The organism is Sporosarcina sp. NCCP-2222 (genome assembly GCF_023168145.1).
In the GTDB taxonomy this organism is placed as follows: Bacteria; Bacillota; Bacilli; order Bacillales_A; family Planococcaceae; genus Sporosarcina.
Map to the genome: position 1 here is coordinate 100704 of NZ_BQYK01000008.1, position 25131 is coordinate 125834.

General features: G+C 45.2%; 24 protein-coding genes, 1 pseudogene and 1 riboswitch. Of the genes and pseudogenes, 8 read left to right on the forward strand and 17 right to left on the reverse strand.

The genetic code is table 11. The features are described from left to right. From NCCP2222_RS16325 to NCCP2222_RS16350, 6 genes and pseudogenes are all read right to left on the reverse strand, one after another. Window positions 1-317 (reverse strand): annotated as a pseudogene (locus NCCP2222_RS16325) (amino acid permease); the annotation flags it as partial. A gap of 22 nt (window positions 318-339) precedes the next feature. After that, window positions 340-1050 carry a cysteine hydrolase family protein gene (locus NCCP2222_RS16330; RefSeq protein ID WP_248513415.1) on the reverse strand — a complete coding sequence of 237 codons (711 nt, stop codon included), beginning with the start codon at window positions 1048-1050 and terminating at the stop codon, window positions 340-342. Window positions 1051-1225: 175 nt separating this feature from the next. Continuing rightward, window positions 1226-1410: riboswitch (Lysine riboswitch) on the reverse strand. A 200-nt stretch (window positions 1411-1610) separates the two neighbouring features. Then, on the reverse strand, window positions 1611-2726 hold the full coding sequence (locus tag NCCP2222_RS16335) for a mandelate racemase/muconate lactonizing enzyme family protein (protein ID WP_248513417.1): 1116 nt from the start codon (window positions 2724-2726) through the stop codon (window positions 1611-1613). Continuing rightward, window positions 2723-3883, reverse strand: coding sequence for a M20 metallopeptidase family protein (locus NCCP2222_RS16340; protein WP_248513419.1), 1161 nt, complete (start codon window positions 3881-3883; stop codon window positions 2723-2725). Before NCCP2222_RS16340 ends, NCCP2222_RS16335 begins: the two co-directional genes overlap by 4 nt. A 26-nt stretch (window positions 3884-3909) precedes the next feature. Beyond that, on the reverse strand, window positions 3910-5301 hold the full coding sequence (locus NCCP2222_RS16345; RefSeq protein WP_248513420.1) for a YfcC family protein: 1392 nt from the start codon (window positions 5299-5301) through the stop codon (window positions 3910-3912). Between the two features lie 133 nt (window positions 5302-5434). Then, a complete protein-coding gene (locus NCCP2222_RS16350) occupies window positions 5435-6820 on the reverse strand; it encodes a hypothetical protein (protein WP_248513421.1) in 1386 nt (461 codons plus the stop codon). Window positions 6821-7110: 290 nt separating this feature from the next. Between NCCP2222_RS16350 and NCCP2222_RS16355 the strand changes: the two genes are divergently transcribed. Beyond that, complete coding sequence (locus tag NCCP2222_RS16355) at window positions 7111-7431, forward strand: DUF3889 domain-containing protein (protein WP_248513422.1); 321 nt, start codon at window positions 7111-7113, stop codon at window positions 7429-7431. Window positions 7432-7503: 72 nt separating this feature from the next. On the opposite strand, the gene NCCP2222_RS16360 is transcribed toward NCCP2222_RS16355, so the two are convergent. The 3 genes from NCCP2222_RS16360 to NCCP2222_RS16370 all read right to left on the reverse strand — a co-directional run bounded on the left by NCCP2222_RS16360 (window position 7504) and on the right by NCCP2222_RS16370 (window position 10009). Further along, window positions 7504-7995: a hypothetical protein gene (locus NCCP2222_RS16360; RefSeq protein ID WP_248513423.1), complete on the reverse strand. Its 492-nt coding sequence runs from the start codon at window positions 7993-7995 to the stop codon at window positions 7504-7506. A 132-nt stretch (window positions 7996-8127) separates the two neighbouring features. After that, on the reverse strand, window positions 8128-8331 hold the full coding sequence (locus NCCP2222_RS16365) for a hypothetical protein (RefSeq protein WP_248513424.1): 204 nt from the start codon (window positions 8329-8331) through the stop codon (window positions 8128-8130). 448 nt (window positions 8332-8779) lie between these two features. Next, the gene (locus NCCP2222_RS16370; protein WP_248513425.1) at window positions 8780-10009 is read right to left on the reverse strand and encodes a NupC/NupG family nucleoside CNT transporter; all 1230 of its coding nucleotides are present in this window, start codon (window positions 10007-10009) and stop codon (window positions 8780-8782) included. Window positions 10010-10180: 171 nt separating this feature from the next. Here NCCP2222_RS16370 and NCCP2222_RS16375 point away from each other — a divergent pair, with 171 nt between their 5' ends. Beyond that, the gene (locus NCCP2222_RS16375) at window positions 10181-11179 is read left to right on the forward strand and encodes a LacI family DNA-binding transcriptional regulator (protein ID WP_248513427.1); all 999 of its coding nucleotides are present in this window, start codon (window positions 10181-10183) and stop codon (window positions 11177-11179) included. A 20-nt stretch (window positions 11180-11199) separates the two neighbouring features. Here NCCP2222_RS16375 and NCCP2222_RS16380 read toward each other — a convergent pair whose 3' ends face one another. The 4 genes from NCCP2222_RS16380 to rbsK form a co-directional block, all read right to left on the reverse strand. Then, window positions 11200-12486 carry a uracil/xanthine transporter gene (locus NCCP2222_RS16380; protein ID WP_248513428.1) on the reverse strand — a complete coding sequence of 429 codons (1287 nt, stop codon included), beginning with the start codon at window positions 12484-12486 and terminating at the stop codon, window positions 11200-11202. Between the two features lie 64 nt (window positions 12487-12550). Continuing rightward, complete coding sequence (locus NCCP2222_RS16385; RefSeq protein WP_248513429.1) at window positions 12551-13471, reverse strand: nucleoside hydrolase; 921 nt, start codon at window positions 13469-13471, stop codon at window positions 12551-12553. Beyond that, a complete protein-coding gene (locus tag NCCP2222_RS16390; protein WP_248513431.1) occupies window positions 13468-14673 on the reverse strand; it encodes a M20 metallopeptidase family protein in 1206 nt (401 codons plus the stop codon). The genes NCCP2222_RS16385 and NCCP2222_RS16390 overlap by 4 nt, the downstream gene beginning before the upstream one ends. A gap of 12 nt (window positions 14674-14685) precedes the next feature. Beyond that, entirely contained in the window at window positions 14686-15615 is a 930-nt protein-coding gene (gene rbsK, locus NCCP2222_RS16395; RefSeq protein ID WP_248513433.1) for a ribokinase, read from the reverse strand. A gap of 212 nt (window positions 15616-15827) precedes the next feature. On the opposite strand from rbsK, the gene NCCP2222_RS16400 reads away from it, so the two are divergent. The 6 genes from NCCP2222_RS16400 (at window position 15828) to NCCP2222_RS16425 (ending at window position 22322) form a co-directional block, all read left to right on the forward strand. Beyond that, window positions 15828-16538, forward strand: coding sequence for a polysaccharide deacetylase family protein (locus NCCP2222_RS16400; RefSeq protein ID WP_248513435.1), 711 nt, complete (start codon window positions 15828-15830; stop codon window positions 16536-16538). 212 nt (window positions 16539-16750) lie between these two features. Next, window positions 16751-18268, forward strand: coding sequence for a phytoene desaturase family protein (locus NCCP2222_RS16405; protein ID WP_248513436.1), 1518 nt, complete (start codon window positions 16751-16753; stop codon window positions 18266-18268). A gap of 14 nt (window positions 18269-18282) precedes the next feature. Beyond that, window positions 18283-19146 (forward strand): phytoene/squalene synthase family protein, encoded by an 864-nt coding sequence (locus NCCP2222_RS16410; protein WP_248513437.1) that lies wholly within the window; start codon window positions 18283-18285, stop codon window positions 19144-19146. 23 nt (window positions 19147-19169) lie between these two features. Next, entirely contained in the window at window positions 19170-20663 is a 1494-nt protein-coding gene (locus NCCP2222_RS16415) for a phytoene desaturase family protein (protein ID WP_248513439.1), read from the forward strand. Window positions 20664-20699: 36 nt separating this feature from the next. Continuing rightward, window positions 20700-21809, forward strand: coding sequence for a glycosyltransferase family 2 protein (locus NCCP2222_RS16420; RefSeq protein WP_248513547.1), 1110 nt, complete (start codon window positions 20700-20702; stop codon window positions 21807-21809). Between the two features lie 30 nt (window positions 21810-21839). Further along, window positions 21840-22322, forward strand: a complete 483-nt coding sequence (locus NCCP2222_RS16425) for a glycosyl-4,4'-diaponeurosporenoate acyltransferase CrtO family protein (RefSeq protein WP_248513441.1) — start codon at window positions 21840-21842, stop codon at window positions 22320-22322. Window positions 22323-22375: 53 nt separating this feature from the next. Here the strand turns inward: NCCP2222_RS16425 and NCCP2222_RS16430 are convergent, their stop codons facing one another. The 4 genes from NCCP2222_RS16430 to NCCP2222_RS16445 all read right to left on the reverse strand — a co-directional run bounded on the left by NCCP2222_RS16430 (window position 22376) and on the right by NCCP2222_RS16445 (window position 25090). Further along, window positions 22376-22819, reverse strand: coding sequence for a GNAT family N-acetyltransferase (locus NCCP2222_RS16430; protein WP_248513443.1), 444 nt, complete (start codon window positions 22817-22819; stop codon window positions 22376-22378). 28 nt (window positions 22820-22847) lie between these two features. Beyond that, on the reverse strand, window positions 22848-23186 hold the full coding sequence (locus tag NCCP2222_RS16435) for an NIPSNAP family protein (RefSeq protein WP_248513444.1): 339 nt from the start codon (window positions 23184-23186) through the stop codon (window positions 22848-22850). Between the two features lie 29 nt (window positions 23187-23215). Then, the gene (locus tag NCCP2222_RS16440) at window positions 23216-23692 is read right to left on the reverse strand and encodes a GNAT family N-acetyltransferase (protein WP_248513446.1); all 477 of its coding nucleotides are present in this window, start codon (window positions 23690-23692) and stop codon (window positions 23216-23218) included. A 135-nt stretch (window positions 23693-23827) separates the two neighbouring features. Continuing rightward, window positions 23828-25090 (reverse strand): Nramp family divalent metal transporter, encoded by a 1263-nt coding sequence (locus tag NCCP2222_RS16445; RefSeq protein ID WP_248513447.1) that lies wholly within the window; start codon window positions 25088-25090, stop codon window positions 23828-23830. Window positions 25091-25131: the final 41 nt, after the last annotated feature.

Consider the following 25131-nt stretch of genomic DNA (forward strand, 5'->3'; position numbering starts at 1 on the left):
AACATGGCCCATCCGGCGAAAAAGCCTAAATGAGGATTGATCGCACGCTGTGTATATGTATAAGTGGACCCCGAAACAGGAAAAGCCGCAGCCATTCGTCCGTAGCTATATGCCGAAAACATCATGGCGAACATTGCAACCAAATAAGATAGCGACAGCATCCCCCCTGTCAGCTCGGAAGCATAGCCATAAATATAAGCCGGAGCGATTGGTGTCATAAAGGCGATTCCGTATATGACCAGGTCTCTCAGTTTCAGCACCCGCTTAAATTGCGGAGCCGCTTGATCTGTTGATGTATTTTGCTGCATGATCGTCATCTCGCCCGCTTCCTCTCTATCATTAAACTAGAATTTCTTCTTGTAATTGTTCTTCAATCAACTGAAGTGTTTCTTCCGTGCTCATCACTTGGCAATAGATTTGATTCATGATCATAATCTCGGCATCATGCAATTGCTGTGTTGCTGCGGCACATGCATCTTCAACTAATATCACTTCAAAGCCGGCATCTGCTAAACTGCGGACAGTGGAAGCGACACATTGATCCGTAACCACGCCTGTACATACAACCGTTTCAATGCCCATATTGCGAAGAAGGAATTCATAGTTGGTCCCGCTTAATACGCTGTCCGTTGTTTTATTTACGACAATCTCATCATCCAGCGGCTTCAGCTCCTCCACCATTTCAGCTCCCGGATCGCCGATTGGCAATAAAATATTGTTCCATCCCGGACGGCGCTGAACGGCTGAACGATCACGGCCGTCCTTATGATGGCATGCAATGCGGCCAAAGGTTACTTCCAGTTGATTTCTACGGAAAAAGTCCAGCAGCTTTTTATTGTTTGGAACGACAATGTCATCAATCCGATCAAAGAAGTACTCCCATTTATCGAACATGCCGCGTTCCCGTGCTAGTTTTGCATCCAAGCCATCGCGGCTGATAAATTGATGTTGCATATCAACAACCAACAAAGCGGTCTTTGCCGGATCGATAGTCATTTTCCCTTCCTCTGTCGGTGCGAACTCGTAGTACAAGGTTTGTTGGTTTTCCATCATAGTTTCCTCCGTTTTCACAGCCGGTATCGACTGCATGATAGTTAATTTTAGAAATACAAAAAGGAGATTCTTTATGTGCTAAAGAATCTCCAAAGGCAATAAAAAAAGACTAGATCTTTCCAGAAGAACCGGAAATGATGCAGTCATTCCAAATTCCTCGCCCTTTATCTCAAGTGGAGATAGCACAACTTAATAAATCGGCAAATTTATTAAGACAGTCCTGTAATTATTCATTACAGGCCCAGTACATAATGGCGAGAACTCATTACATACTTCGGCGACATTTCCTTCTTCATAGCATCCACGTCTTCCCGGACTCCGCTATGCGCTAATAAATATCGCGCCTCTACCTCACCTGCGTAAGCAGCAGCGAGGTCTATTAAATTATAGGTTTCATTCTAGTACTCGTTTCTAGCCTGTGTCAATGGATTTTTTTATTACTCATTTAATTGCAAAGATAATAAACCCTTCCGAAGCTTGCAGTAGCAGGTATTTCAGATGTTAGAAGAGAGTACTAAAAATTTTCAAGCACTCTCTTCTTATCTCCGCAAAACTCCTCAATTCAGTTCAATCTTCACATAGTCACTTGTCAGTTTTTCAAGGATAGCTTCGTCCACCTCAATACCAAGGCCAGGACGTTCAGAAAGGTGGACAAAAGGAATTTGAAACTCGAATTGTGCCACGTCCTCGCTGAACATTAACGGACCGACAAGCTCATTGCTCTTAATCCGTTTTTTGGCTGTGGATAAATGCAATCCAGCAGCTGATGCGATAGCAGATTCCACCATGGAGCCGACTTGGCATGTATACCCTGCCAGCTGAGCTTGGTGGACAATATGCGTAGCGGGATAAATACCTCCGCACTTCATTAGTTTGATATTAACCATATCAACTGCCCGTTTCACAGTGATTTCGTTCATTTCCTTGTCCCCATGAAGACCTTCATCAATCATGACCGGAATGGTCGTCTTTTGTTTGATTTCTGCTAAACCATCAATATCCGTTGCAATGACAGGCTGTTCAATCCAATCAATCTGGCAGTCGGTAATTCGCTGAAGGACATACATCGTATCGGCACTTGTCTCCCAGCCTTGGTTGGCGTCGACTTTTAGCGCAATTTCATGTCCGACTGCTTCTCGAACCGCGCGGATGCGCTCTACATCAAGGCGTTTATCTGTCCCCACCTTCAGCTTCAAGGTCTTATACCCTTCTGCCACCGCCTGTTTCGCTTTTTCAGCCATTTCCTCCGGCGACAGAATGCTGATGACTTTTGGAAGCTCCAACTTGTCATAATACCGCCCGCCGAGCAAATTATAGACTGGCTGATTTGCCGCTTTTCCCATAAGATCGTAGCAAGCGATATCCAATGCGGCTTTCGCAGTCGTCGCACCTAAGATCGTCTGATTCATCTTGTCATGGATTTTCTCGATGTCGAATGGATTTTCTCCGAGAATAACAGCTGCCAATGTCTTGCTCAGCACCGCGAAGACGCTTTCCCATGTTTCACCTGTTACATGCTCATCGGGCGTCCCTTCCCCGAATCCGACAAGTCCATTGTCCGTTTGCAGTTTCACGACGATTGATGGCATGTCCTTGTACGTATGGTAACTGACAATGAACGGGTCATGAAGCGGAAGCCGGATTGCATATACCTCGACTGATGTAATTTTCAATTCCCCGCCCCCTCTTTCATGTACTCCAACAGACTCGTTGTGAATAAATCAACACCTACGGAAAGCATCTCTTCATCAATATCAAATTTAGGATGATGGTGTCCAAAAGGATGCGAGTCTTTACCGATTCCAATAAAAATATAAGATGCAGGGATTTCTGTTGAGTAATAGGCGAAATCCTCACTGCCCATAATCCCGTCGATTCGTTGCACCCGCTCTTCCCCTACTAGAGACTTTGCCTGCTTTTCCATAAATCCGGTCAAGCGGACATCATTTAAGAGTGGGGGATCGCCATGTTCGTACGCCAGTTCATAGGCTGCACCGTGTGCATTGCAAATCCCTTCCACAATGGCTTCAAAACGTTTACGTATTAGGAACGACGTGTCTTTATTAAAATAACGGACCGTTCCGGAAGCTACTGCTGTGTCCGGGATGACATTATAATTGGACCCGGAATGTAACTCTCCGATACTGAGCACCGCTTCTTCCTTCGGATCCAGGCTGCGGCTCACAATCGTATGGAGCTGCGTGATGATCGTCGAAATAATTAAAGTCGGGTCGATGGTCTGCTGCGGCATCGAACCATGCCCGCCCTTGCCTTTAATTGTAAGGGAGAAGCGGTCGGCCCCTGCCATCGTCGCTCCTTCCCGTATGCCAATGACTCCTGACGGAATGGGCTGCCATAAATGATAGCCGAATATCGCATCCATTCCTTCCAGAAGATTCGCCGCGACTAGTTCCATCGCGCCTCCCGGGAGTTCCTCTTCTGCGTGCTGGAAAATCAATAGAATTGTCCCGTTGATCTCTGCCTTTTTATTGACGAGCACTTTCGCCACGCCGAGAAGAATTGCCATATGTCCATCGTGACCACAAGCATGCATGACATTACTTGTTTTTGATGAAAACGGCAAACCGGTCTCTTCCTGAATCGGGAGGGCATCCATATCTGCACGGATTCCAACTACTTTGCCATCCCCGTCCCCTTTGATGATGCCGATAACGTCCTTCCCTGTCAGAGAAAAAGTATCGATGCCTAACTGATGAAGCTGCTGTGCAATATACGCTTTCGTTTCGCGCTCCTGATGGGAAAGCTCCGGATGCTGGTGCAAGTAACGTCGCTGTTCAATAACCCAATCCATTAATTCTTGTTGTTTCAAAGCTTTTTTCCACCTCTTCCATCAAATTATGAAAACCCGATTACATGGGCAATTGTTACGAAAATAGCACCTAAGACGTAATGAATGATGATTAATGGGAAAATCCATTTCACCCATTTTGACCAGGGGATTCGTGCTAATGCAAGTCCCGCCATGAAGTACCCTGAGGTCGGGGTAAAGATATTCGATATTCCATCCCCAAACTGGAATGCCAGCACAGCAGTTTGCCGTGTTACGCCGACCAAATCAGAGAGCGGTGCCATAATCGGCATCGTCAATGCGGCCTGCCCGCTTCCCGAAGGAATGATATAGTTTAATAAACATTGGACAACATACATACCGAAAGCTGCAAGTACTGAAGGCAATTCGCCAATGGTGGAAGCAAATGCATGCAAGATCGTATCCATGATTGCGCCATCCTGCAGCACAACGAGTATCGCATTTGCAATACCGACAACAAGCGCTCCCATGACAAGTACACGGCATCCTTCAATAAACGACTCGGCAATGGTATCGAATTTCATCTTTCCGACAATCCCCATTACAATGCCCATTAATAAAAACAGACCTGCGATTTCAGTCAGATACCATCCATATTTGATGACTCCGACTGCGAGTCCGACCAATGTTGCAAGCAGAATCAAAAAGATGATCTTATGGCGTGTCGTCATTTCTTCGACCACTGTAACCTTCTCAAAATCCTGCTCTGTCCCATACAATACACTCTTCGTAGGATCCGCCTTCACTTTCTTCGCATATCGCATGACATACCAAATACTTACACTTAAGAAGATGACCCATAAAACAATACGGAATCCAAGCCCCGAGAAAATCGGTAGCTCTGCGATTCCTTGTGCAACTCCGACTGTAAACGGATTCATAAAAGCGGCGGTGAAGCCTGCAGAAGTTCCCAATAACACGATGGCCGCCCCGACAAGGGAGTCGTAGCCGATCAGCACCATTAACGGCACAAGAATTGTAATGTATGGAATAGTTTCTTCCGCTAAACCTAGCATGGCTCCGGACAATGCAAAAAACGTCATCAAAATAGGAATCAGCCAATATTCCCTGCCGCTCATTTTCTTAGAAATTGTACCGACAGCAGCCGAAATGGCTCCCGTCGCATGTAAAATACCAAATGAACCGCCGACGATGAAAATATAAAAGATTATGCCGGCAGAGTTCAGCATCCCTTTATGAATTGCTTGAAATATGCCTAGAAAGCTAGTTGGCGATGATTCTACAAAATGATAGGTGCCATCCACTACAATGGTCCGGTTATTCTCATCCACCATCTTGTCGTATTCCCCCGCCGGTACCAAATATGTTGCAATCGCTGCCAAAATAATAATGGAAAACAGGATAACATACACATGCGGTACATGGAACTTCCTTTTTACTTTCACTTGATCCCCCATTGGTTTCCCCCCATTTTTTATACGTCGGTATATAGACGCTAACTTGGAACAATACTATCGAAAATTAAAAAAATAGTCAATAACTATTTTGACTATTTTAAATCGAGGGACCCTTTTATTTTTTTCAACACTATCAATCAGGAAGATCTAATCGATACACGGCTCGCGGACGACCATTCTGATAAGGCTGCTCTTCTCCGATGACTTGCAGCCAGCCAACGTCCATGTACTTCTTTAACATTCTCTCAGCGCTCCGCTTTGTAATTCCGAAATAATCGGCTATGTCACTAGACGTAAAACGGTTTAGCGGTCTGGATTTTTGAAATTGAATCATTTTGATTACATTCGTCACACTAATTTTAAGTGTTTTCGCTAATTGGATAATCTGTTCATCATCTGTTAATAAGACATACTGTTCCTTCGCTGCTTGCGGATTAATAACCATCTTATCTTCTGAAACGACAATAAAGGAATGTGACGATTCTTGCTTTTGGGCATACGATAACGCAATCGTAGCGTTATTCTTCGCATCCACAAGTGTCATGCCAAATCCGGATCCGAGATGCAGGTAAACGGATAATTGATCAGCAATGGAGAAAACAGGATGTAGCAGTTCCTGGTGCTCCATCAGAAATTCGATGCCTCCCTTTGTTCCATAAAAAACAAACGATTGTTTCGTTAGCTGCTGTACGGTTCCATTGACTTGCTTGGACAATTCCTGCAAGCCACTGAAGAGGGGCTCCATTTCTTCTGGAGAAAGCTCATGTTCTGTATTTTGAAATGAAATGGACATCGTACTGACCGCCACTTGTGAAAGCTCTGTTTTTTGAAGAAGCCCCTTATGTTTGGCATCCTTCAAAGCATCTAAGATCGTCTTTTCGGCATCCACCATCCGCAAACACGGCAACCCTTGATTGACTAAATGATCGTATACCGCATGAATGCTCGTAATTGCAAGATCTGTTTTCCCAGCGTTCCACAATTCCAGATGGAAATCTAAAATCGGCTTCATCTGGAAAGCCATGCTTTTATCCGTTTTCACCCATGCAAAATCCTTCACATAAATCGGTTCTGGATCAATATGTAATTGCTCGATAATAATATCCAAATTCTTGCGTTCCGGCAGATCAATCGAGATTCTATCCAGATCAGCAAGCCGATGGTGCACAACCGATAATAGTGTCAATGAAACATTCAGTTCATTATCGGCAATATAGACAGCCGGTTTATCAAAACTCCCGACCAGCCGTTCCGCATGTACATAGGGCAAGATGCCTGAAAATAAGTAGACATCACAATGGCCTGCTTGTGGCAACAGCTCTCCCAAATCGTCAACGGTCCGATAGGGAAAGGCTTGTATTGCTATATTATCAATATGATCTTCATACCGTTTTACTAAGTTCACAGTCTCTTCCGATCCGAATAATGCAATGATAATCAATTGTCCAGCCCCTCCTTTATTGGTTTTATTTTTCAATTCACGCTCATCATAACTAATAAAGTAATGATGGTACCTCATTTGCTGCGTTTCCTTTTATTACTCAAATTACTCTCCATATCAACGTTTTCACGATGGATTTCTTTCTTCATTCGCCTCAATGAAAAAGGTCAATTTACTATGTTGCACTTGACAATCTACCCAAAATAAAATCACACAACCATACAAGAGGAGACAATTCTTTGCCTCCTTGGCACGCACTTATTGGAATCATAACACAACTCCAATACACTCCATGTTAGATTTACACAAATAGGTTGCGAATGATTTATGCAGTATGACTCATGATATGGAAAAGGAGAGTTTTCTATATGAAAAAAGTATTGATGAGCCTTGGGTTGTTGTTTCCACTTGCCCACACATTCTTTACCACACCCAGTTTTCAAGCTGAAACGCCTACCTACGCTAAATGGAGCCAAATCGCAATAAAAGAAACACAGGCTCGGTACCCAAATGTGAATATTGTGGACTACTTGCATATCGGAAGCACTTCTGAAGACGGATTGACCAAAGAACAATTCAAGCTTTGGCTGAAAGACGACAAACGAGAATTCGGTGTTTTCGTCACCATTACTTATTGGAATGAGACCGGAACACTAAAGGATATTGAATTCCGTGAAACAGATCGTTGACAGTAAACTCGGCGCTTTTTATTAGAAAAACCAATAGAAAATCCTGCTCAGGAAATCCTAAGCAGGATGTGGTTAACACATAACAATCACTTGAGACGGGGTCGTTTGGGCAGGAATGCTCCTTGTCGTGGCACTATACACGACGATTAACTCCCGATTGCCCGGATTCCTAGTAAATGCCTGCCCATTCTCCAAAACAACTTTCGTTTGCCTCGACAAATTCAGCTTCAGCGTCCCTTTGCTGTTCACCAACTGGTTATCAAAATAATCGACATCGACAAATTGGCCCGCTTGGTTTTTCGCCATGACCACCGCCCGATATTGCGGCGGATAAATGAACGGCACTGGCAAGTCTGCATCATAGAAGCCTGTTACCTGGTCGCCCACTTTCACTAACACATGATCCACAAAATAAGTGGAAGGCTCCACAACAAAATTAACAATCGATCGGTTTCTGTCCTCCACCGTAAACAATTTATAACACCCGGTCATCATATCATTCGGCCCCATCATGAAATCAGTAATCGCCGTCACTCTGCCGCTCACCGCTTGAAAATTCACCATTTTATTGCCTCCATCCTATCAATCATACGCCTAATTAGAATATGCTGATGCTTGCTTGGGTGTTCGCGGTATCGGGCGGCTGATTTTATTTGATGGCCGGAAGAATATACAAGGGGTTTATTGGGCTGAACGTCAGGTTAGCGGGCTGAACGCCAATAACTCCAGCAGAACGCCAATTAATCGATACGAACGCCAATAACTCCGGGTGAACGCCAATAAGTCGAAACGGACGCCAATAACTCCGGATGAACGCCAATTAATCGTAACGGACGTCAATAACTCCAGCCGAACGCCAATTAATCGTAACGAACGCCAATAACTCCGGATGAACGCCAATTAATCGTAACGAACGCCAGATTACCGAAATGAACGCCAGAATAGCGAAACGAACGCCAGAATAGCGAAACGAACGCCAGATTAACAAAGTGAACGCCAGAATAACGATACGAACGCCAGATTAACAAAGTGAACGCCAGAATACTAAAACGAACGCCAGATTAACAAAGTGAACGCCAGAATACTAAAACGAACGCCAGATTAACAAAGTGAACGCCAGAATACCGATACGAACGCCAGATTATCAAAATGAACGCCAGAATAGCGAAACGAACGCCAGATTAACAAAGTGAACGCCAGAATAGCGAAACGAACGCCAGATTAATAGCAAGCACTGCCCAGATAATAATCACCTCGTCGAAAAACCGCTCCTCTCACTCTATCCCCACGCCACGTATTGCCCCAACACAAAAACCGTCCCGACAAAACGTCAGGACGGTTCATTTGATTACATAAACATACCAGCAATCGTACCGCTCATAAGATTGGCGAGAGTTCCTGCCAAGACGGCTTTCATGCCTAGTTTTGCGACAACGCCGCGTTGGTTTTCTGCGAATGCGGTCATGCTGGCGATCAAGATTCCAAGTGAGCCGACATTGGCAAAGCCGCAAAGGGCGAATGTCATGATAGCGACGGTCTTGTCAGACAGCGAATCAATCAAAGGCTGGAATGATGTAAAGGCGACCATTTCATTCAGCACCACTTTTTGGCCAAGCAAGTTGCCTGCCGTCAATGCTTCCGACCAAGGAACACCCATGACGAACGCAAGCGGGGAGAAGATATAGCCAAAAATTTGTTGAAGGGACAGTTTTGGATAGCCGAACCATCCGCCGATGCCTCCGAGTAAGCCATTGAACAAGGCCATGATTGAAATGAAAGCAATCAGCATGGCGATGATCAGTCCCGCCATCTTCAGCCCTTCCATGGCGCCTCTTGTAATTGCGTCAATCACGCTCGGCTTGACTTCATCGGCGCTGGATGGCTTTGATTCCTTTGTTTCCACTATATTTAACGGCGTTTCCGTTTCCGGAATCAGGATTTTCGCGAATACGAGTCCAGCTGGAGCGGCCATGAAACTGGCGGCAAGCAAATAATTGATTGGAATGCCCAATGCGGCGTAGGCAAGGAGTGTTCCCCCTGCGACCGAGGCCAGTCCGCCGGTCATGACGGCGAAAATTTCGGAACGTGTCAACGTTTTAATGTATGGCTTGATGATCACTGGCGCTTCTTGAACACCTAGGAAGATGTTAGAGGCTGCCGTCAGCGACTCCGCCTTGCTTGTCCCAAGAATCTTGGAAAGTCCGCCTCCGATAATGCGGACGAAAAGCTGCATGATGCCAAAATGATAGAGTACAGAAATAAGTGCTGTTACGAATATTGCCATGGCAGCGACTCGGACTCCGAATATGAAACCGGTCGGCTGGGAAGCATCCGCCAATCCGCCGAAAACGAATGTTAATCCTTCGTTTCCATAATGGATTATATTGCGGACTCCTTCAGATATTTTTTCAAGTACCTCTCGGCCGAGTGCTGATTTCAGCACGATATAACCGAATAAAATTTGCAGCACAACACCGATACCCACTACTCGATAGTTGATTCTTTTTTTATTCTCGGATAGTAGAAATGCAATCGCCAAGATGACGAGGCAGCCTAACAGCCCATATAGTATATTCATAGTCCTCTCCCCTACTCCAAAACTAAACTCATTCACACTATTGTGTAATCGGTTACATGTAATTTACCACATGAATTTAGTGACTGTCAATGTGATATTACAAGTCTTTCATTGACCAAAACATGGATTATTGCTATGTTGGTGTAAACGATATCACAATTGAGGTGCTTTATGGCTACGATAAAAGACGTAAGCAAACTGGCCGGCGTATCTGTCGCTACCGTTTCTCGTTTCCTGAACAAGAACGGATATGTAAGCAAAGAGGCGGCACAAGCGATTACAGAAGTGATCGAAAAACTGAATTACCGTCCAAACAATATCGCAAGAAGTTTAGCAGGCAAAAAAACAGCGACTGTCGCGCTCATGGTACCGGATATTTTAAACCCCTTCTTTCCTGAAATCGCCCGAGCAGTGGAGGATGCCGCACATGAAATCGGTTACACAGTCATGCTGTGCAATACGGATAACGATGCAGACAAAGAGGCAAAGTATATTGAGACGCTCATCCAGAAGCAGATCGACGGCCTCATCATCTCTTCCTATACGATAAAACCTGAACAAGTGGCCAAACTGCAGAAGCATTCCATCCCTGTCGTATTGATGGATAATGCATTGCCTGGACAAGATATCATTTCACTTCTTTCTGACAACCGGGAAGGCGGCATAGCGGCAACAAAGCATCTGATTGCCCAAGGATGCAAGAAAATCGTACATATTTGCGGCCCGATGCATATCACTTCCTCTCGCGAGAGAACGTTAGGTTATGAAGATGCATACAAAAAGACTGGCCAATTCATGCCGAGTCTCATTACGTACAGTGATTTCACAGTGAAAGGCGGCTACGATTCGATGAAAGGACTGCTTGAAGCCCATCCCGATCTAGATGGAGTTTTCGCCAGCAATGACTTAATGGCTGCCGGAGCGGTCAAAGCTTTAATCGAACGGGGCATTACTGTGCCGGATGATGTAAAAGTCATCGGCTTCGATGGTATTCATATGGAAATGATGATTCCAGAGCTATCTACCATTGCGCAGCCGATTTATGAAATCGGAAAGACCGCAATGGAATATGTCGTTGCGTTAATTAACCAAGAACCAATGGAAAAGAAAAGCAGACTGTTTGATGTCGAATTGATTGAAAAACAATCAACAAAAAAGGTGAGTTCCTAGTATATGGAACCCACCTTTATTTATCCTGTCACCTTATTCTTCTTTGAAGCTATTTCCATGATGAGTGAAATGAGAACTCCTACAAGCAGGCCATTGCTTATGATTGGCTGCATAAGAACTGGGAAGGTGCTAAATGAAGCTGGCGCAATCGTCATGACACTGAGTCCGATCAAGACTGGCAAGGTCAACCGATACAACGAGATTTCCTCCAGCGGCAATTGCCGGATATTCTTTACGGCATTGCCAAACAACTGTAAATAAGCGACAAACAGAACAGCATCTCCTATACTCATCGGCATGAGAGAGAAGAACGAACCGAACAGCGGCACGAGACCCATCACAATGAAAAGCAATCCACCTAAAATAAAAGGCAGCCGCTGATAAATTTTCGTGCTTTCCAAGAAACCTATGGAGGAAGTATAAGGGCCATAAGGGATAAGACCGAACAATCCAGCAACAATCGTATGCAAACCTGTCAGCACAAAGGCGCGCCGGTATTGGGCATCTGTTGTTTTTTGCTTAAATAGCTTTTCAATTGTGGTAATAGCCACTAAGGAGTTCGCCATATTAATCAATCCAGCGAGGAAAGCGGTTAAAATGATGCCGACATCCATTCGGAACGCCCCCCAAGGCAAAAATGGAAATAACATAGAAGACCCACCACTCACTTGCACACTTGCCTTAAACAAAAGACTATGCGCTATCCAGCCAACAACCATCCCGATTAAAATCGAATAATTCCCGAGTTTGCCAAACCCTTTTACTGCCAGGATCAGAACTAACATCACGATGCCGATCGACAGCATGGCGACCGAAGCATCAATCTTTCCTTCTTCGTTTATTCCTAGCATCCCTTTGAAGAACACCATAATGAGCTGGCAGGATAATAAAAACAGATAGACCGTCAGCACGACGGGATTGAATATCTTCTTCAAGGTGCCGGCAAATCCAAATGCTCCGAGCAAAATTGTCATAATTCCAGCGAGAACAATACCGAGCGCAAGACTGCCCCCCACTTCAGCATAGCTGAGTCCAACTGCTGGCGCAGAAGCACAAAGACTGAGCACCAGCCCCCACCATACACCTCCGTGCCCTTCCATGAGTGGGTATTTATGACCCAATGTTGCTTGCAAAATGCTCGCTGCTCCCGTTACGATGAATGACGTTCGGATGATGCCGGCGATTTCCAGATCGGGCAAATCAAATGCGGCCCCTACCGATAACGGAACGACGACCGTATTGGCAAACATGAAAAACATCCATTGCACGCCAGCCAGTGACAATGCAGGTTTTGATAAAGCGTTCATCCAGTTTCCTTCTTTCTAAACGGAGAAGAGTCTGACACTTGTTGTCAGACTCTCCTTCCGCGGCTTATCTCCCTAACGTCTCAACTAACGTATCAATAAACCGTTCCCGGTCTACTTCCAAGCAGACGTTCACGTTCGGCTCTTTCTTCGTCCAGCCCTTAAAATCGCAAACTGTGTGGCCGTCACATAAATCGCTGTTCGTTTCCACATCGACATAATACGGCACTGTCTGGACAAGGGATCGATCAAGAGCAACGCCTACCGCAAGCGGATCATGCATGGAACAAGCCCGGTTACCCGTTAATGTGAAATAGCGGTTGATGTAATGGACCGTAGATTCTTGCACGAAATCCCGAACTTCCCCAGCACGCATACGATCAATATCGCTTTCGGTCAAGAGTGTTTGCTGCGTTACATCAAGTCCGACAAGAGTAATCGGAATGCCGGCGTGAAACACAATTTTTGCTGCTTCTGGATCGATATACATGTTGTACTCCGCGGTCGGTGTAATATTGCCCGGTGCACTGACAGCGCCACCCATGATGACAAGTTCCTTTACCCAATCCTTCAAACGGGGTTCTTTTCGGACTGCAAGTGCCATATTCGTCAACGGAGCCAGCAAAATGATCGTCAGTTCGCCTTTATGCTCTTTCGCCTGTTCGATAATAAAATCAGGGGCGAAGCCTTCTTCATTCACAGTGACTTCCATCTCTTTCAACGCACCGCCGATTCCGTCATTCCCATGCACGCTCACTTCAAAATGAGGATCTCTCAGCAATGGACGGTCTGCACCTTTAATAATCGGAACATCCTCCCTGCCCAGGAGCTTCATTACCTTTGTTGTGTTGATGGTTGCTTGGTCAAGGGATGTGTTGCCGTTGACTGTCGTAATGCCTAGAATGTCGGCTTGTCCACTTTTCGCTGCCAGGCAAATCCCGATTGCGTCATCAATTCCTGTATCTACATCGATAATTACTTTTTTCATGCTTTTGTTCCCCCTGCCTTATCTGATTCAAGTAAAGTTGTAATACATTCTACCGCAGTTGCGACTCCGTATTTCAGCGCATCCAGATTCACATGATACTTGGCGTTATGCCAAGGGAAGTTTTCTTTCTCAGTCGAACCAGTACCCCAGTACATGAAAACGGAAGGTACATGGTTTGCAACAATGGAAAAGTCGTCTCCACTCATATACGGATTTTCCACTTCCACGACTTTATCTTCACCAAAAGCGGTACGTATTGCATTGGCCACAACATCCGTTAATTGAGGATCGTTCCAGCATGCAGGATAACCTCTGCTATAGTTATATTCATAGGAACCGCCCCAAAATGATGTCACGGATTTGAGCAATGCCTCGATTTGCTCCTCGATGCGATCTTGCGTCTCCGTCTTAATCGTGCGGACAGTTCCCGAAATATCGACCCGGTCACACATGACATTTGACGTAAAGCCGCCGTTTACTGTACCGTACGTGATGACCGCGGGATCGAGCGGCGATGTTTGCCGGGAAACAATGTTTTGTGTGCCGGCAATGAATTGGCCAGCCATTGCAATAGCATCAATCCCTTGCTGTGGCGCCGCCGCATGGCCGCCCTTCCCGATTAATGAAAGATACACACGATCTGTATTGGCAAGCATATAGCCTTTTTTCATTTCAAACTTACCTGGCTCTAAAAATGGATTGGTGTGCAAGCAGATTGCTGCGTCCACTTTCGGATTTTCCAGAATCCCTTCATCGATCATCGGCTTTGCCCCGCCCGGCTGTACTTCTTCGGAAGGCTGGAACATCACTTTCACAGTTCCTTTCCAGTCAGCTTTCCGCTCCTTCAAAATGGTCAGCAGACCGAGCCCGATTGTCGTATGAGCGTCATGGCCGCATGCATGCATAGCGCCTTGGCGCTTGGAAGCATACTCGAGTCCCGTCTGTTCCTCAATCGGAAGTGCATCGATATCACAACGGATCAGCACGGTCTTTCCTGGCTCACTTCCAGTCAATTCAGCACAAACACCAGTCTTCGCCATTTTTTTGTAAGGAACGCCGAGACGTTCCAATTCTTTACCAATAAATGCTTGTGTTTCGTATTCCTCTTTACTTAGCTCGGGATGCTGATGCAAAAATGTATACGTGTCCTTTAAATAGGCTTCCAAGTTTTCCTCTATATATGATAATGAAATATGCTCCATCACACTGACCTCCTATTCCTTCAATTCATTCAGGAACGGCATTCCTTCCTGGGCACCGAATTTTGTTACCGCCTTTGCCGAAACGTTGACTGCGAATGAAACCATTTCACTCATTGGCCAGCCATTTGTCACGCCGACTGCCAGTGCTCCATTGAATGAATCCCCGGCTCCCGTTGTATCCACTACGTCGACTCTAGGCGGAGGGACAATGTTTAACATGCCGTTGTCCAAATAAGCACATCCTTCCTCTCCGAGTGTCACGAGAAGAGTTTGCTTGTGCTTATTTTGCCATTCCTCCATCAGTGCCTGTAATTGTTCACGGGAGGAGAAGGAATGCCCAGACATCGCTTCAAATTCTGTTTCATTCGGTGTTAAGAAATCGACCAATTCAAGCAATTCCACAGGTAAATTTTGTGCAGGCGCCGGATTCAAAATGGTTGTGACACCATGCTGCTTCGCCACTTTCAATACGTGTGCTACGGTGGCAAGCGGGATTTCCAGCTGGGTTACGAGCACATCAGCAGAAGCAATTGCCTGCTCGATACGCCCATCGATTTTTTCCGGAGTCACTGCAAAATTCGCCCCTGGCACAACGGTGATACAATTGTCGCGTTCAACGGAATAGATATTGGCAATTCCCGTCTGAACTCCATCAATCATTTCAACAAACGTTGTTCCTACTCCATTTGCTTTCAATTGTTCAAGAAGACTGCGGCCGAACTCATCGTTACCAACCGCTCCGACCATTTGAACATCGCCGCCAAGCCTAGCCATTGCAACAGCCTGATTAGCTCCTTTACCGCCAGGCAAGTAGGTGACTCGTTCACCTAATATCGTTTCCCCCATTTTCGGGAGGCGGCTCGCCGAAATGACAATATCCATGTTTATGCTACCAACAACGACAATTTTCCTATTCACCCTATCACCTATTCCATCCGTCATTCGATCAAACACCTATGTGTAACCGATTACACATTAAGAATACCATACGCTTAACCACCTCGCAAATCGAATTCTGCACTGCTATGTAAAATGTTTACGTACCATAATGGGATTATTCCCAACAACGTCTCTTGCTTTCTGCTCGATTCCAAACTTTGAATCGACTACAATGGACAACAATTGGAGTTAATTTTTTTGAGTGAGGTGTTACTATGGGGAAACGCACCATTGCAACGATTTTTGCTTGTCTAGGCATCATATCTCTGCTCTATACCGTGCTGGCGACCGCCTTCATCCGATTAACTGGCTTCGGGATTGTGAAGAAATTAAACAAGAACGGAATCGCCCTGACGTTCGATGACGGACCGCATCCCGTGTATACAGTAAAACTTTTGGATTTATTAAAGAAACATAATGTACAGGCGACCTTCTTTGTTGTTGGGGAAAAAGCGAAAGCCCACCCTGCTATTTTAAAAAGAATGCATGAAGAAGGACATCAAATCGGCATTCATCATTTGCAGCACACATCAAGCTGGCTGTTAACGCCGACTCAATTAAAAATACAGCTGGCGGAAACAGAGCGTATCATCCAGCAAGCGACGGGCGTTCGTCCAATCCTATACCGGCCACCTTGGGGCTTCTTGAATGCGGCTTCCATTCCGCTTGCACGATTACGGGGCTATCAAATTATTATATGGACTTACCATTTCAAAGATTGGAAGGTTGCAAGCTGCAAGACCCGCCTGCTGGACGGTTTACGACAGGTTCCGGCAGATGGTTCCATTATTCTGCTGCATGATGACGGAACCAATCCTGGTGCGGATGATGATGCGCCTGGCGTAATGCTCGAAAAACTTGAGATCTTCTTAGAAGAAGCAACTGAACAAGGCACTCCCTTCTTGCTCCCCTGCCCGCCCTCCTAAACGTAACATCTAACTTCAACACCCTTTGGATCGATTTCCGATCCGAAGGGTGTTTCTTTTCCACAAGATAAAACATTGTACAAATTTGTATAAGGTTTTACTTTCCTTTTGAAAAAATTCATGTATAATTCAGAGTAATAGACTAGATTTCCGTCTTCCTAAGGCTATAAACTATACAAACATTATACAAACAATGAAATGAGGAGAATGGAATGAAAAAGAAAGTGATTGTGATTGGTGCAGGTGTTGCAGGTTTGGCAAGCGCAATCCGCTTACAATATCTTGGGTACGATGTAGAGCTCTTTGAAAAAGAGGCCCTGCCAGGCGGGAAAATGCATCGCATCGAAAAGGACGGATACCTTTTCGATCTAGGTCCCACGATAGTCATGATGCCTGAAATTTATCGGGAACTATTTGAATTTTGCGGTCGCAATCCAGATGACTATATACCGATGGAACGCTTAGATCCTATGTATAGTGTCTATTTTGGAAAAGAAGCTGGTGATCATCTCGAAATCTCCTCTGATTTGACTAGATTGATGGAAACTTTCGAAAATGTCAGCGATGAAGATGCACAGGGCTTTCTGAATTATTTACAGGAGATCCATAAACGCTATCTCATTGCAAAGGAACATTTTCTTCAAAGACCGTTCCGCAGAAAATCGGACTTCTACAATGTCGCCATGATTCGGCAAGGATTGCGTTTGAAGACGTTCGGCAACGCGGATAAGTTTGTCAGCAAATATATTAAGGATGAACGATTAAAACAAATGATCAGTTTTCAGACCTTGTACATCGGTGTCTCCCCTTATACTGGCCCTTCCCTGTATACGATGATTCCAATGATTGAATTCCTTTATGGTGTCTGGTTCATCAAAGGCGGCATGTATACAATGGCACAGTCGATGGAACGGCTCTTTAAGGAGCTGGGTGGATCCGTTCACTATAATGCTCCGGTAGATGAGATAGTCATCGAGGCCGGGAAAGCGGTCGGCATCCGTTTACAAGGAGATTTCGTTCCTGCTGATCATGTTATGTGCAATGCGGATTTCCCTTATGCCATGAAGCATCTCGTGCAAGATGTTCAAGCGAAAGGCAAGTACACAGATAAAAAGATTGATAGCATGAAATATTCCTGTTCCTGCTTCCTAATGTATCTCGGCATGGACCGGAAATACGATGAAATTCCGAATGCCCACAATTTCATTTTCAATGATGACCTGAAAGGAAACCTTGATGGAATTTTTGATGGAAGACGATTAGATTCGGCCTCCTTCTATGTATATATCGGCTCCAAACTGGACCCATCTCTCGCTCCTGAAGGAAAAGACGGCTTGTACATTCTTGTTCCGGTATCGGATTTGTCCTGCTCCTCGTATGAATGGGATGACAGCACCATTCAGCATTATCGAGACTATGTCCTGGGAGAATTAAAGAACGTAAAAGGCTTTGAAAATATTGAGGATGAAATTGTAACTGAAACATATATGACACCGGATGCTTTCTTGAAACGGTTTAACGCGTATAACGGAGCCTGCTTCGGACTTCAGCCGAGCCTTAACCAAAGCAATCACATGCGCCCTCAGAGCAAAGCGACACATTGTGAAAATCTTTACTTTACTGGCAGCAGTACTCACCCAGGTGCAGGCGTCCCGATTGTCCTATTGTCCGCCAAAATTGCCACGGAAGAACTGCTTTATGATGATGGCCAACTACTTCAGGCAAGATGAAAGGAGAACCCCTCATGCTACATAACGAACAATCCATCCTCGCTTCCGATTATGCATATTGCGAGGCAATCATTAAAAAGCATTCCAATAGCTTCTATCAGGCCTTTTCCTTTCTTCCAGAGGAAAAGGCGCGAGCGGTCTATGCAATTTACGCCTATTGCCGGACCGCTGACAATTGTGTCGATGAAAATGACACGATAGCAGCGAAGACAACGGCATTGAACGAGATGGTTGATGCATTGAACCGGTTTGCGTTTAATCAGGAGGACGATCATCCACTTTGGCGGGCTCTCCGAGATGTGTTTAATCGCTACGAGATGGATATCTTGCCGTTCTACGACCAGTTGACAGGACAGCTAATGGATATTCATTTCATTCAGCCGGACACAATGGAAGCTATGGAGTCCTATAGTTATTATGTAGCAGGTTCTGTCGGGCGGATGCTGCTCCCCATCATCGCAAGCCAGGCAAAAGAAGATTGCACAAGAGTGGCGGTCAGTCTTGGAATTGGTATGCAAATAACGAACATCTTGCGAGATGTCGGAGAAGATTATATGAAACTCGGAAGAATTTATTTACCAAGGCAGGAAATGCTGCTTGCAGACTATACTCCGGCACATATTGCAAATTACGAAGTGACCGAAGGGTTTAAAGTGTTATGGGAGCGGATGGCCTCACGTGCCGAGGCTCTGTACGATGAGTTTCTCGGCAAAGTTGACTTATTTGATCAGGACAGCCGGTTTGCTGTACTTTCTTCAGCCCTTATTTATCGCGCAATTCTGACGAGCGTCAGACAAAACGGCTATGATTGCCTGCGCAGACGCAATTACGTATCTACTCATCAAATGATACAAATTTTATCTGAAGCGACAGTATGAACTCAGAGAAAAGAGGGATCCAGATGGCTCGAAGTAATAAGTCGGTCATTGTCGTAGGAGGTGGACTCGGCGGATTATCTGCCGCCATCTCTTTGGCGCAAGCAGGCTACAGCGTAACATTATTTGAAAAGAACGATCATCTTGGGGGGAAATTAAACCGGCTGGACCAGGACGGTTTCGGATTTGACTTAGGGCCTTCTATCTTAACGATGCCACATATTTTCGAAAAGCTTTTTCATGGAAGTGGAAAACAAATGGCGGATTATGTGCCGATTCACCGGCTAGAGCGCGAATGGCGTTCCTTTTTCCCTGACGGCACGATTATAGATTTATACGGTGACCTTGAGTTGATGGAGGAAAAGAATTCTTACTTAAGCCGAAAGGATATAGATGACTACAATCAATTTCTCGAGTACGCCAAGCAGCTGTATGATATGACAGAAGCAGGCTATTTTGCAGAGGGGCTTGACACGACAGGCGAAGTAATCCGCCATCACGGCCTATTAAAGTCTTTCAAAGGATTCGATCTGACTTCTACGATGTATGAGGCCATCGCAAAGCGGATCCAAGAGCCGCATTTGCGTGATATGCTCGCTTATTTCATTAAATACGTCGGATCGTCTCCATACGATGCACCAGCCGTACTCAATATGATGATTTACATGCAGCATGCTCAAGGATGCTGGTATATACCTGGAGGCATGCATAAGCTCGCGGAAGGTTTAACAGAGCTTGCAAAATTGGCTGGTGTATCCCTTCATACAGGCACCGCAGTCAAAAAGCTAAACAAAAAAGACGGACGCATTGCCAGTGTGCAATTGACAGATGGCCGTACGTTGGAAGCGGATTATTTTATTTCCAATATGGAAGTGATTCCTGCCTACGAGAAGCTTCTGGAAGAAGACAAATCGTTTACTGACAAGCTAACAAAAAAGTTTGAGCCTTCGAGTTCCGGCCTGGTCCTCCATATTGGCGTAAAAAAGGAATATCCGCAGCTGAACCATCATAACTTCTTCTTTTCAGAAAATTTGAAGGAACAGATGGAGAAAGTGTTCCACCACTACGAGTTGCCTGATGATCCTACGATCTATCTGGTCAATACGAATAAAACAGATCCAAGCCAAGCGCCAGCTGGTCATGAAAACTTGAAGATCCTCCCTCACATTCCTCATATTCAGGATAATCCGTATACAGAAGAGGACTATAAAGAATTAGAAGAACGGGTTCTCCTGAAGCTGGAACGGATGGGGCTCGAGGGTCTGAGGGAGAATATCGTGACGAGGGATGTCTGGACGCCGCATGATATTGAAAGAATGTATGGCTCCCACAAGGGTTCCATTTACGGCACCGTTTCCGATAAACGGAAGAACAAAGGTTTTAAAAATAAAAAGCAGAGCGAGCTTTATGACAACCTTTATTTTGTCGGAGGCACCGTGAATCCGGGTGGCGGCATGCCGATGGTGACGCTAAGCGGCCAACAAGTTTGCAATAAAATCATAGAGCGGGACAGAACGTGAAAAAGATACGGACAGGAGGGATTTGAATTGATCATTGTGTTGACAGTTGCCGGATTACTTGGCGCAGTCGGCGTATTGGCAGGGGGTCTCATGTTTCTCCGCTTCCCTTCCCCTCCTGCCGCCGATCATCCTTTCACATCCTCGCTCGTTTCTGTTATCATCCCCGCCCGTAATGAGGAGCAGCGCATTGTCCCCTTGTTGAGATCGCTGGCCAAGCAGACAGTTATCGATTTCGAAATAATCGTCGTCGATGACGATTCTGAGGATCAAACCGCCAAAATCGCCCAATCTTATGGCGCTCATGTCATTCGAAATCTGCCGCCCGAAGATGGCTGGATTGGAAAATCCGCCGCATGCTGGGCGGGTGTTCAAGCAGCTACAGGCGATTTGCTGTTATTCATGGATGCGGATACTGAATTTCAAGAGAATACGAGTCTTCTAAAATATGTTTCTTCATATGAGCAGCTCGGTGGCACCGGAATTGTCTCCTTGCAGCCTTATCATCGTGTCGTTTCATGGTACGAGAACGTTGCCGCATTATTTCCACTGATAGCTGTCGTCGGGATGAATGTATTCTCGGCTTTCTCGGGCCGTTTTTCAAGTGCAGGTTCTTTCGGGCCCTGCCTTTTATGCCGTAGAGAAGAGTATGAACAAGTCGGCGGGCACGCAGGGGTGAGAGGGCATGTCATGGATGATTTAGCACTGGGACGAAACTTTCAAGAGGCTGAATATCCTGTGCATTGCTACAGCGGAAAAGGACTCGTCACGCTGCGCATGTATTCGGAAGGGCCGGGACAGATGGTGGAAAGCCTGACCAAAAGTTTTGCAACAGGCGCCAGCTTCACGGCACCCGCTGTCATGCTGCTCATCAACCTTTGGATAGCAGGCGGCCTGGCAATCGCATTCATGCTCCCTGCTTCGTTCATTGTCCAAAATTCCATGTGGAACATCATTTCACTTGTTTTGTACATTGGATTCTCAGCCATTTTCGCCCTGTTCGCAAGGCGGATCGGCGATTTTAACATCTGGATGTTCTTATTCTATCCAATCCATATACTGCTGTTCACATTAATCTTTCTGCGCTCCGCATATTTAGGAAAAGTACGTAAACGAGTCAGCTGGAGAGGACGGGATATCCATGTATAATGCGGTTGTCCAAAAGATGGCGATTCGGAAATGAAAGATCTGCCGATTATCTGGCTTTTTGTCATCAATGCACTTGCCTGGCTCTCCATTCAAATTGGCATTTCGGCAATTACCAACAAGATCCCAATCAGATGGTTCTTCAAGTATTCTTGGCTCTTTACAAGCTTCCTTTGGGAAAAGGAAGGGGTTTTCTGGCAGGACGTTGCCCGTGTGAAATCATGGAAGCCATATGTTCCTGACGGTACACTGTTCATCCGCTCGGGTTACAACAAAAAACAGTTGCATGGTTGGGATTCGGCCTCTTTATCCCTCTTTCTGCTGGAATCCAGGCGCGCTGAATTCACCCATTGGATTTCCATTCCGCCGGCGTTGCTGTTCTTTCTCTGGAATCCCATGTGGGCTGGCTATCTCAATGTAGCGTATGCCATTCTATTTAATGTGCCGCTCATTATACTGCAGCGATACAACCGGCCGCGAATCGAGCGCATATTAAAAGCCCCTGCTTCTCGCTGAAGCGGGGCTTTTTTGCAATTTTATTCCTTTTAGATAGATGTTAATTTGTCTCGTTAAAAATGAAATCGTGCCACCTGTTCCCCGTCGACTAAGAAGCCTTCCACTTCGTTGAATCCCAGCTGTCCATAAAGCCGCTTAGCTACCTCATTCTCCGGTTCATACGACAAGTTGATGAGCTGATGACGTTCTTCCTTCATGCTCCGAATATCTTCTATGACGAGCTGAACCGCCTGCTTGCCGTACCCTTTTCCTTGATGCTTGTGATCAATCATCATGCGGTACATCCAATATTCATGATCCTCTTCATCGATGCCAAACAGGGTAAACCCGACCATTTCATCATCGGCATAAATTCCTTTGGCATGGAAGTCGTCTAAAAAATTTAATTGTGCAAGTGATACAGCATTCGACGCAACAAATTTCACTTGGTCCTCTCGCACTCGAAGGGATATTGCGTCAATCCAGTTGTCTTTCGTAATCGGTTTTAAATGTAACATTCTCTCATCTCTCTCTGTTTGCGTCTAGTTAATTTACTGTGGGCAGTAACTGCTCATCCTTTACTTCCACAAGATAATGGCGAAGGACATGATCTCTGCCACCGTTTCTCTCATACCACTCTACAATTCGATTGACATGTTCTTGATCTGCTCTGATTTTCGTTTCAATTTCTTTGTACGCTTCATAGCTCTCGTACTCCCAGATGGCAAAGATCTCCGTTGTTTCCTCATCCCATGGCACCATCCACCTACCGACCAATTTCGAACCATGCTTCAATTGATTCGGCAAATTGGTGTTGATAAAATGGCTATTCAATTCCTCGACGAATTCATTTTTAACGATATACGATTTTCTCCTATGAAACAATGATCCATCTTCTCCTTTTACGTGACTCCCTATAATACCTTTTTAACAACCGTCTCCCCCTCAATCAGTTGCCCCGTCTCATGAAAACCGAATGACTTGTACAAGTTTTTCGCAGCTTCATTTTCGGGTGCATACGAAATATAGACGGAAGCCGCTTCCCCTTGCGGATAGGTCATTATGTACGCAAGCGCCTTTGCCAGCGCCGCTTTCCCATACCCTTGCCCTTGATGCCGCTTGTCGATCATGAAGCGAAGTATGCCATAGCAAGCCTCATCTCCGAACTCATTCTCTTCTGCCGTTTCGTGGTACATCATAATAAAACCCACCATCTTTTCTTCCGCATAAATTGCAAATGTCATTGCTGGCAGATCGTCATTCAATAAGGCTACGTACGATTGAGCCAAGCTGTACAAATTGGAAGCCACATAATTTTTCTGCTCTTCCTTAAGTTCCAGCTTGATGCATTCCTGAAAATTCTTCCAAGTCACTTTTTGAAACTCTATCATTAATCATCCCACCCCTGTTTCTCCTGAATAAAGCATACGTCTTAAGAGTCAAAAAGGTTTCAGATACTTTCCAATGGTTTGATTTTAAAAAATAAAGGCGGCCAATTTATAATTGGCCACCTTTATTACATCGATTTAGCTAAGGAACGAACGAACTGCATCTATTAAACTAAACCCGCCTAGGAAAAGGCACACGAGGATGACAAGTCCGCCGATCAAATTCAACTTCATGGAATTTCTCTGTGTCCCTAGCAAGTTTTTATTATTCATGACAATTAACAAATAGATAGCGATGATCGGCAGTAAAATCCCATTTAATGCTTGTGCCATTAAAAGGATTTCCATCGGATTAAAGCCGATGACAGACGTACTAATTCCAATTAGAATAACTCCTGAGAAAATGAGCTTAAACTTTTTATTTCTCATGCCGCCTTCCCATTTTAGGACACTGCTGATGGCCACTGCCGCACCTAAAGGACTGGCCAGAGCAGAGGAAAATCCTGCTGCAAATATACCGATGCAAATAAACGTTTTTGCCCACGAACCAAAAAGCGGTTCCAGCTGATAAGATAAATCTGCGACATTCTGAACTTCCATCCCATGCATAGTCGCTCCTGCTGTAATAAGAATAGCGGCAGTGATAAACCCGCCGACAGCTATCGAAACAACGGTATCTATACGGGCTTCCTTGATATCTTTTACGCTTGTCCACCGTTCTTGCACCATAGTTGAGTGAATAAAAAAATTATAAGGAACGACCGTCGTACCGATTAACGCAATGATGACAAGCATGGAACCGCTCGGTGCAGAAGGAAGGAAGGCTCCGGAAAATACGGCTCCTATATCCGGTTTGACAACAATCATTGTCGTAATGAAAGTCAAACTCATGACAACGACAAGTCCCAGCATTACTTTCTCAATTAGCCGATAGCTTCCTGACAGACCGAGTATTAATATAACGACCCCGATGAAAGGGCTTACAAATTGTTGTGGAATAGAGAATAATGTGGAAATCCCCATAGAAGTGCCTAACAGATCGCCAGAGATGTATGCTGCACATCCAACTCCGATCGATATAACAACAAGCCAAATGGATGCAAATTTTAGAAATGGCTTTTGAAATTGATCATGGATGGCTTCCCCTAAGCCTTTTCGTGAAATGACGCCTAGCCTTGCCGACATTTCTTGTAAAACAATCGTTGCAATGATGGAAAAAACGACTGCCCATAAAATAGAGTAACCAAAAGACGCACCTGCCCTTGTCGCTGTCGTCACAGTTCCAGGTCCAATAAAAGAAGCTGTAATGACTGCCCCAGGACCGATTGCCTTTAATTTTTGAAAGACACCTTTCTTCGCTGTCACATCCGTATACGAAGCTGTTTGTTGAACTTTTGTCATATGCGACCCTCCGATTTCCCAATATTCCGAAATTTACAAGC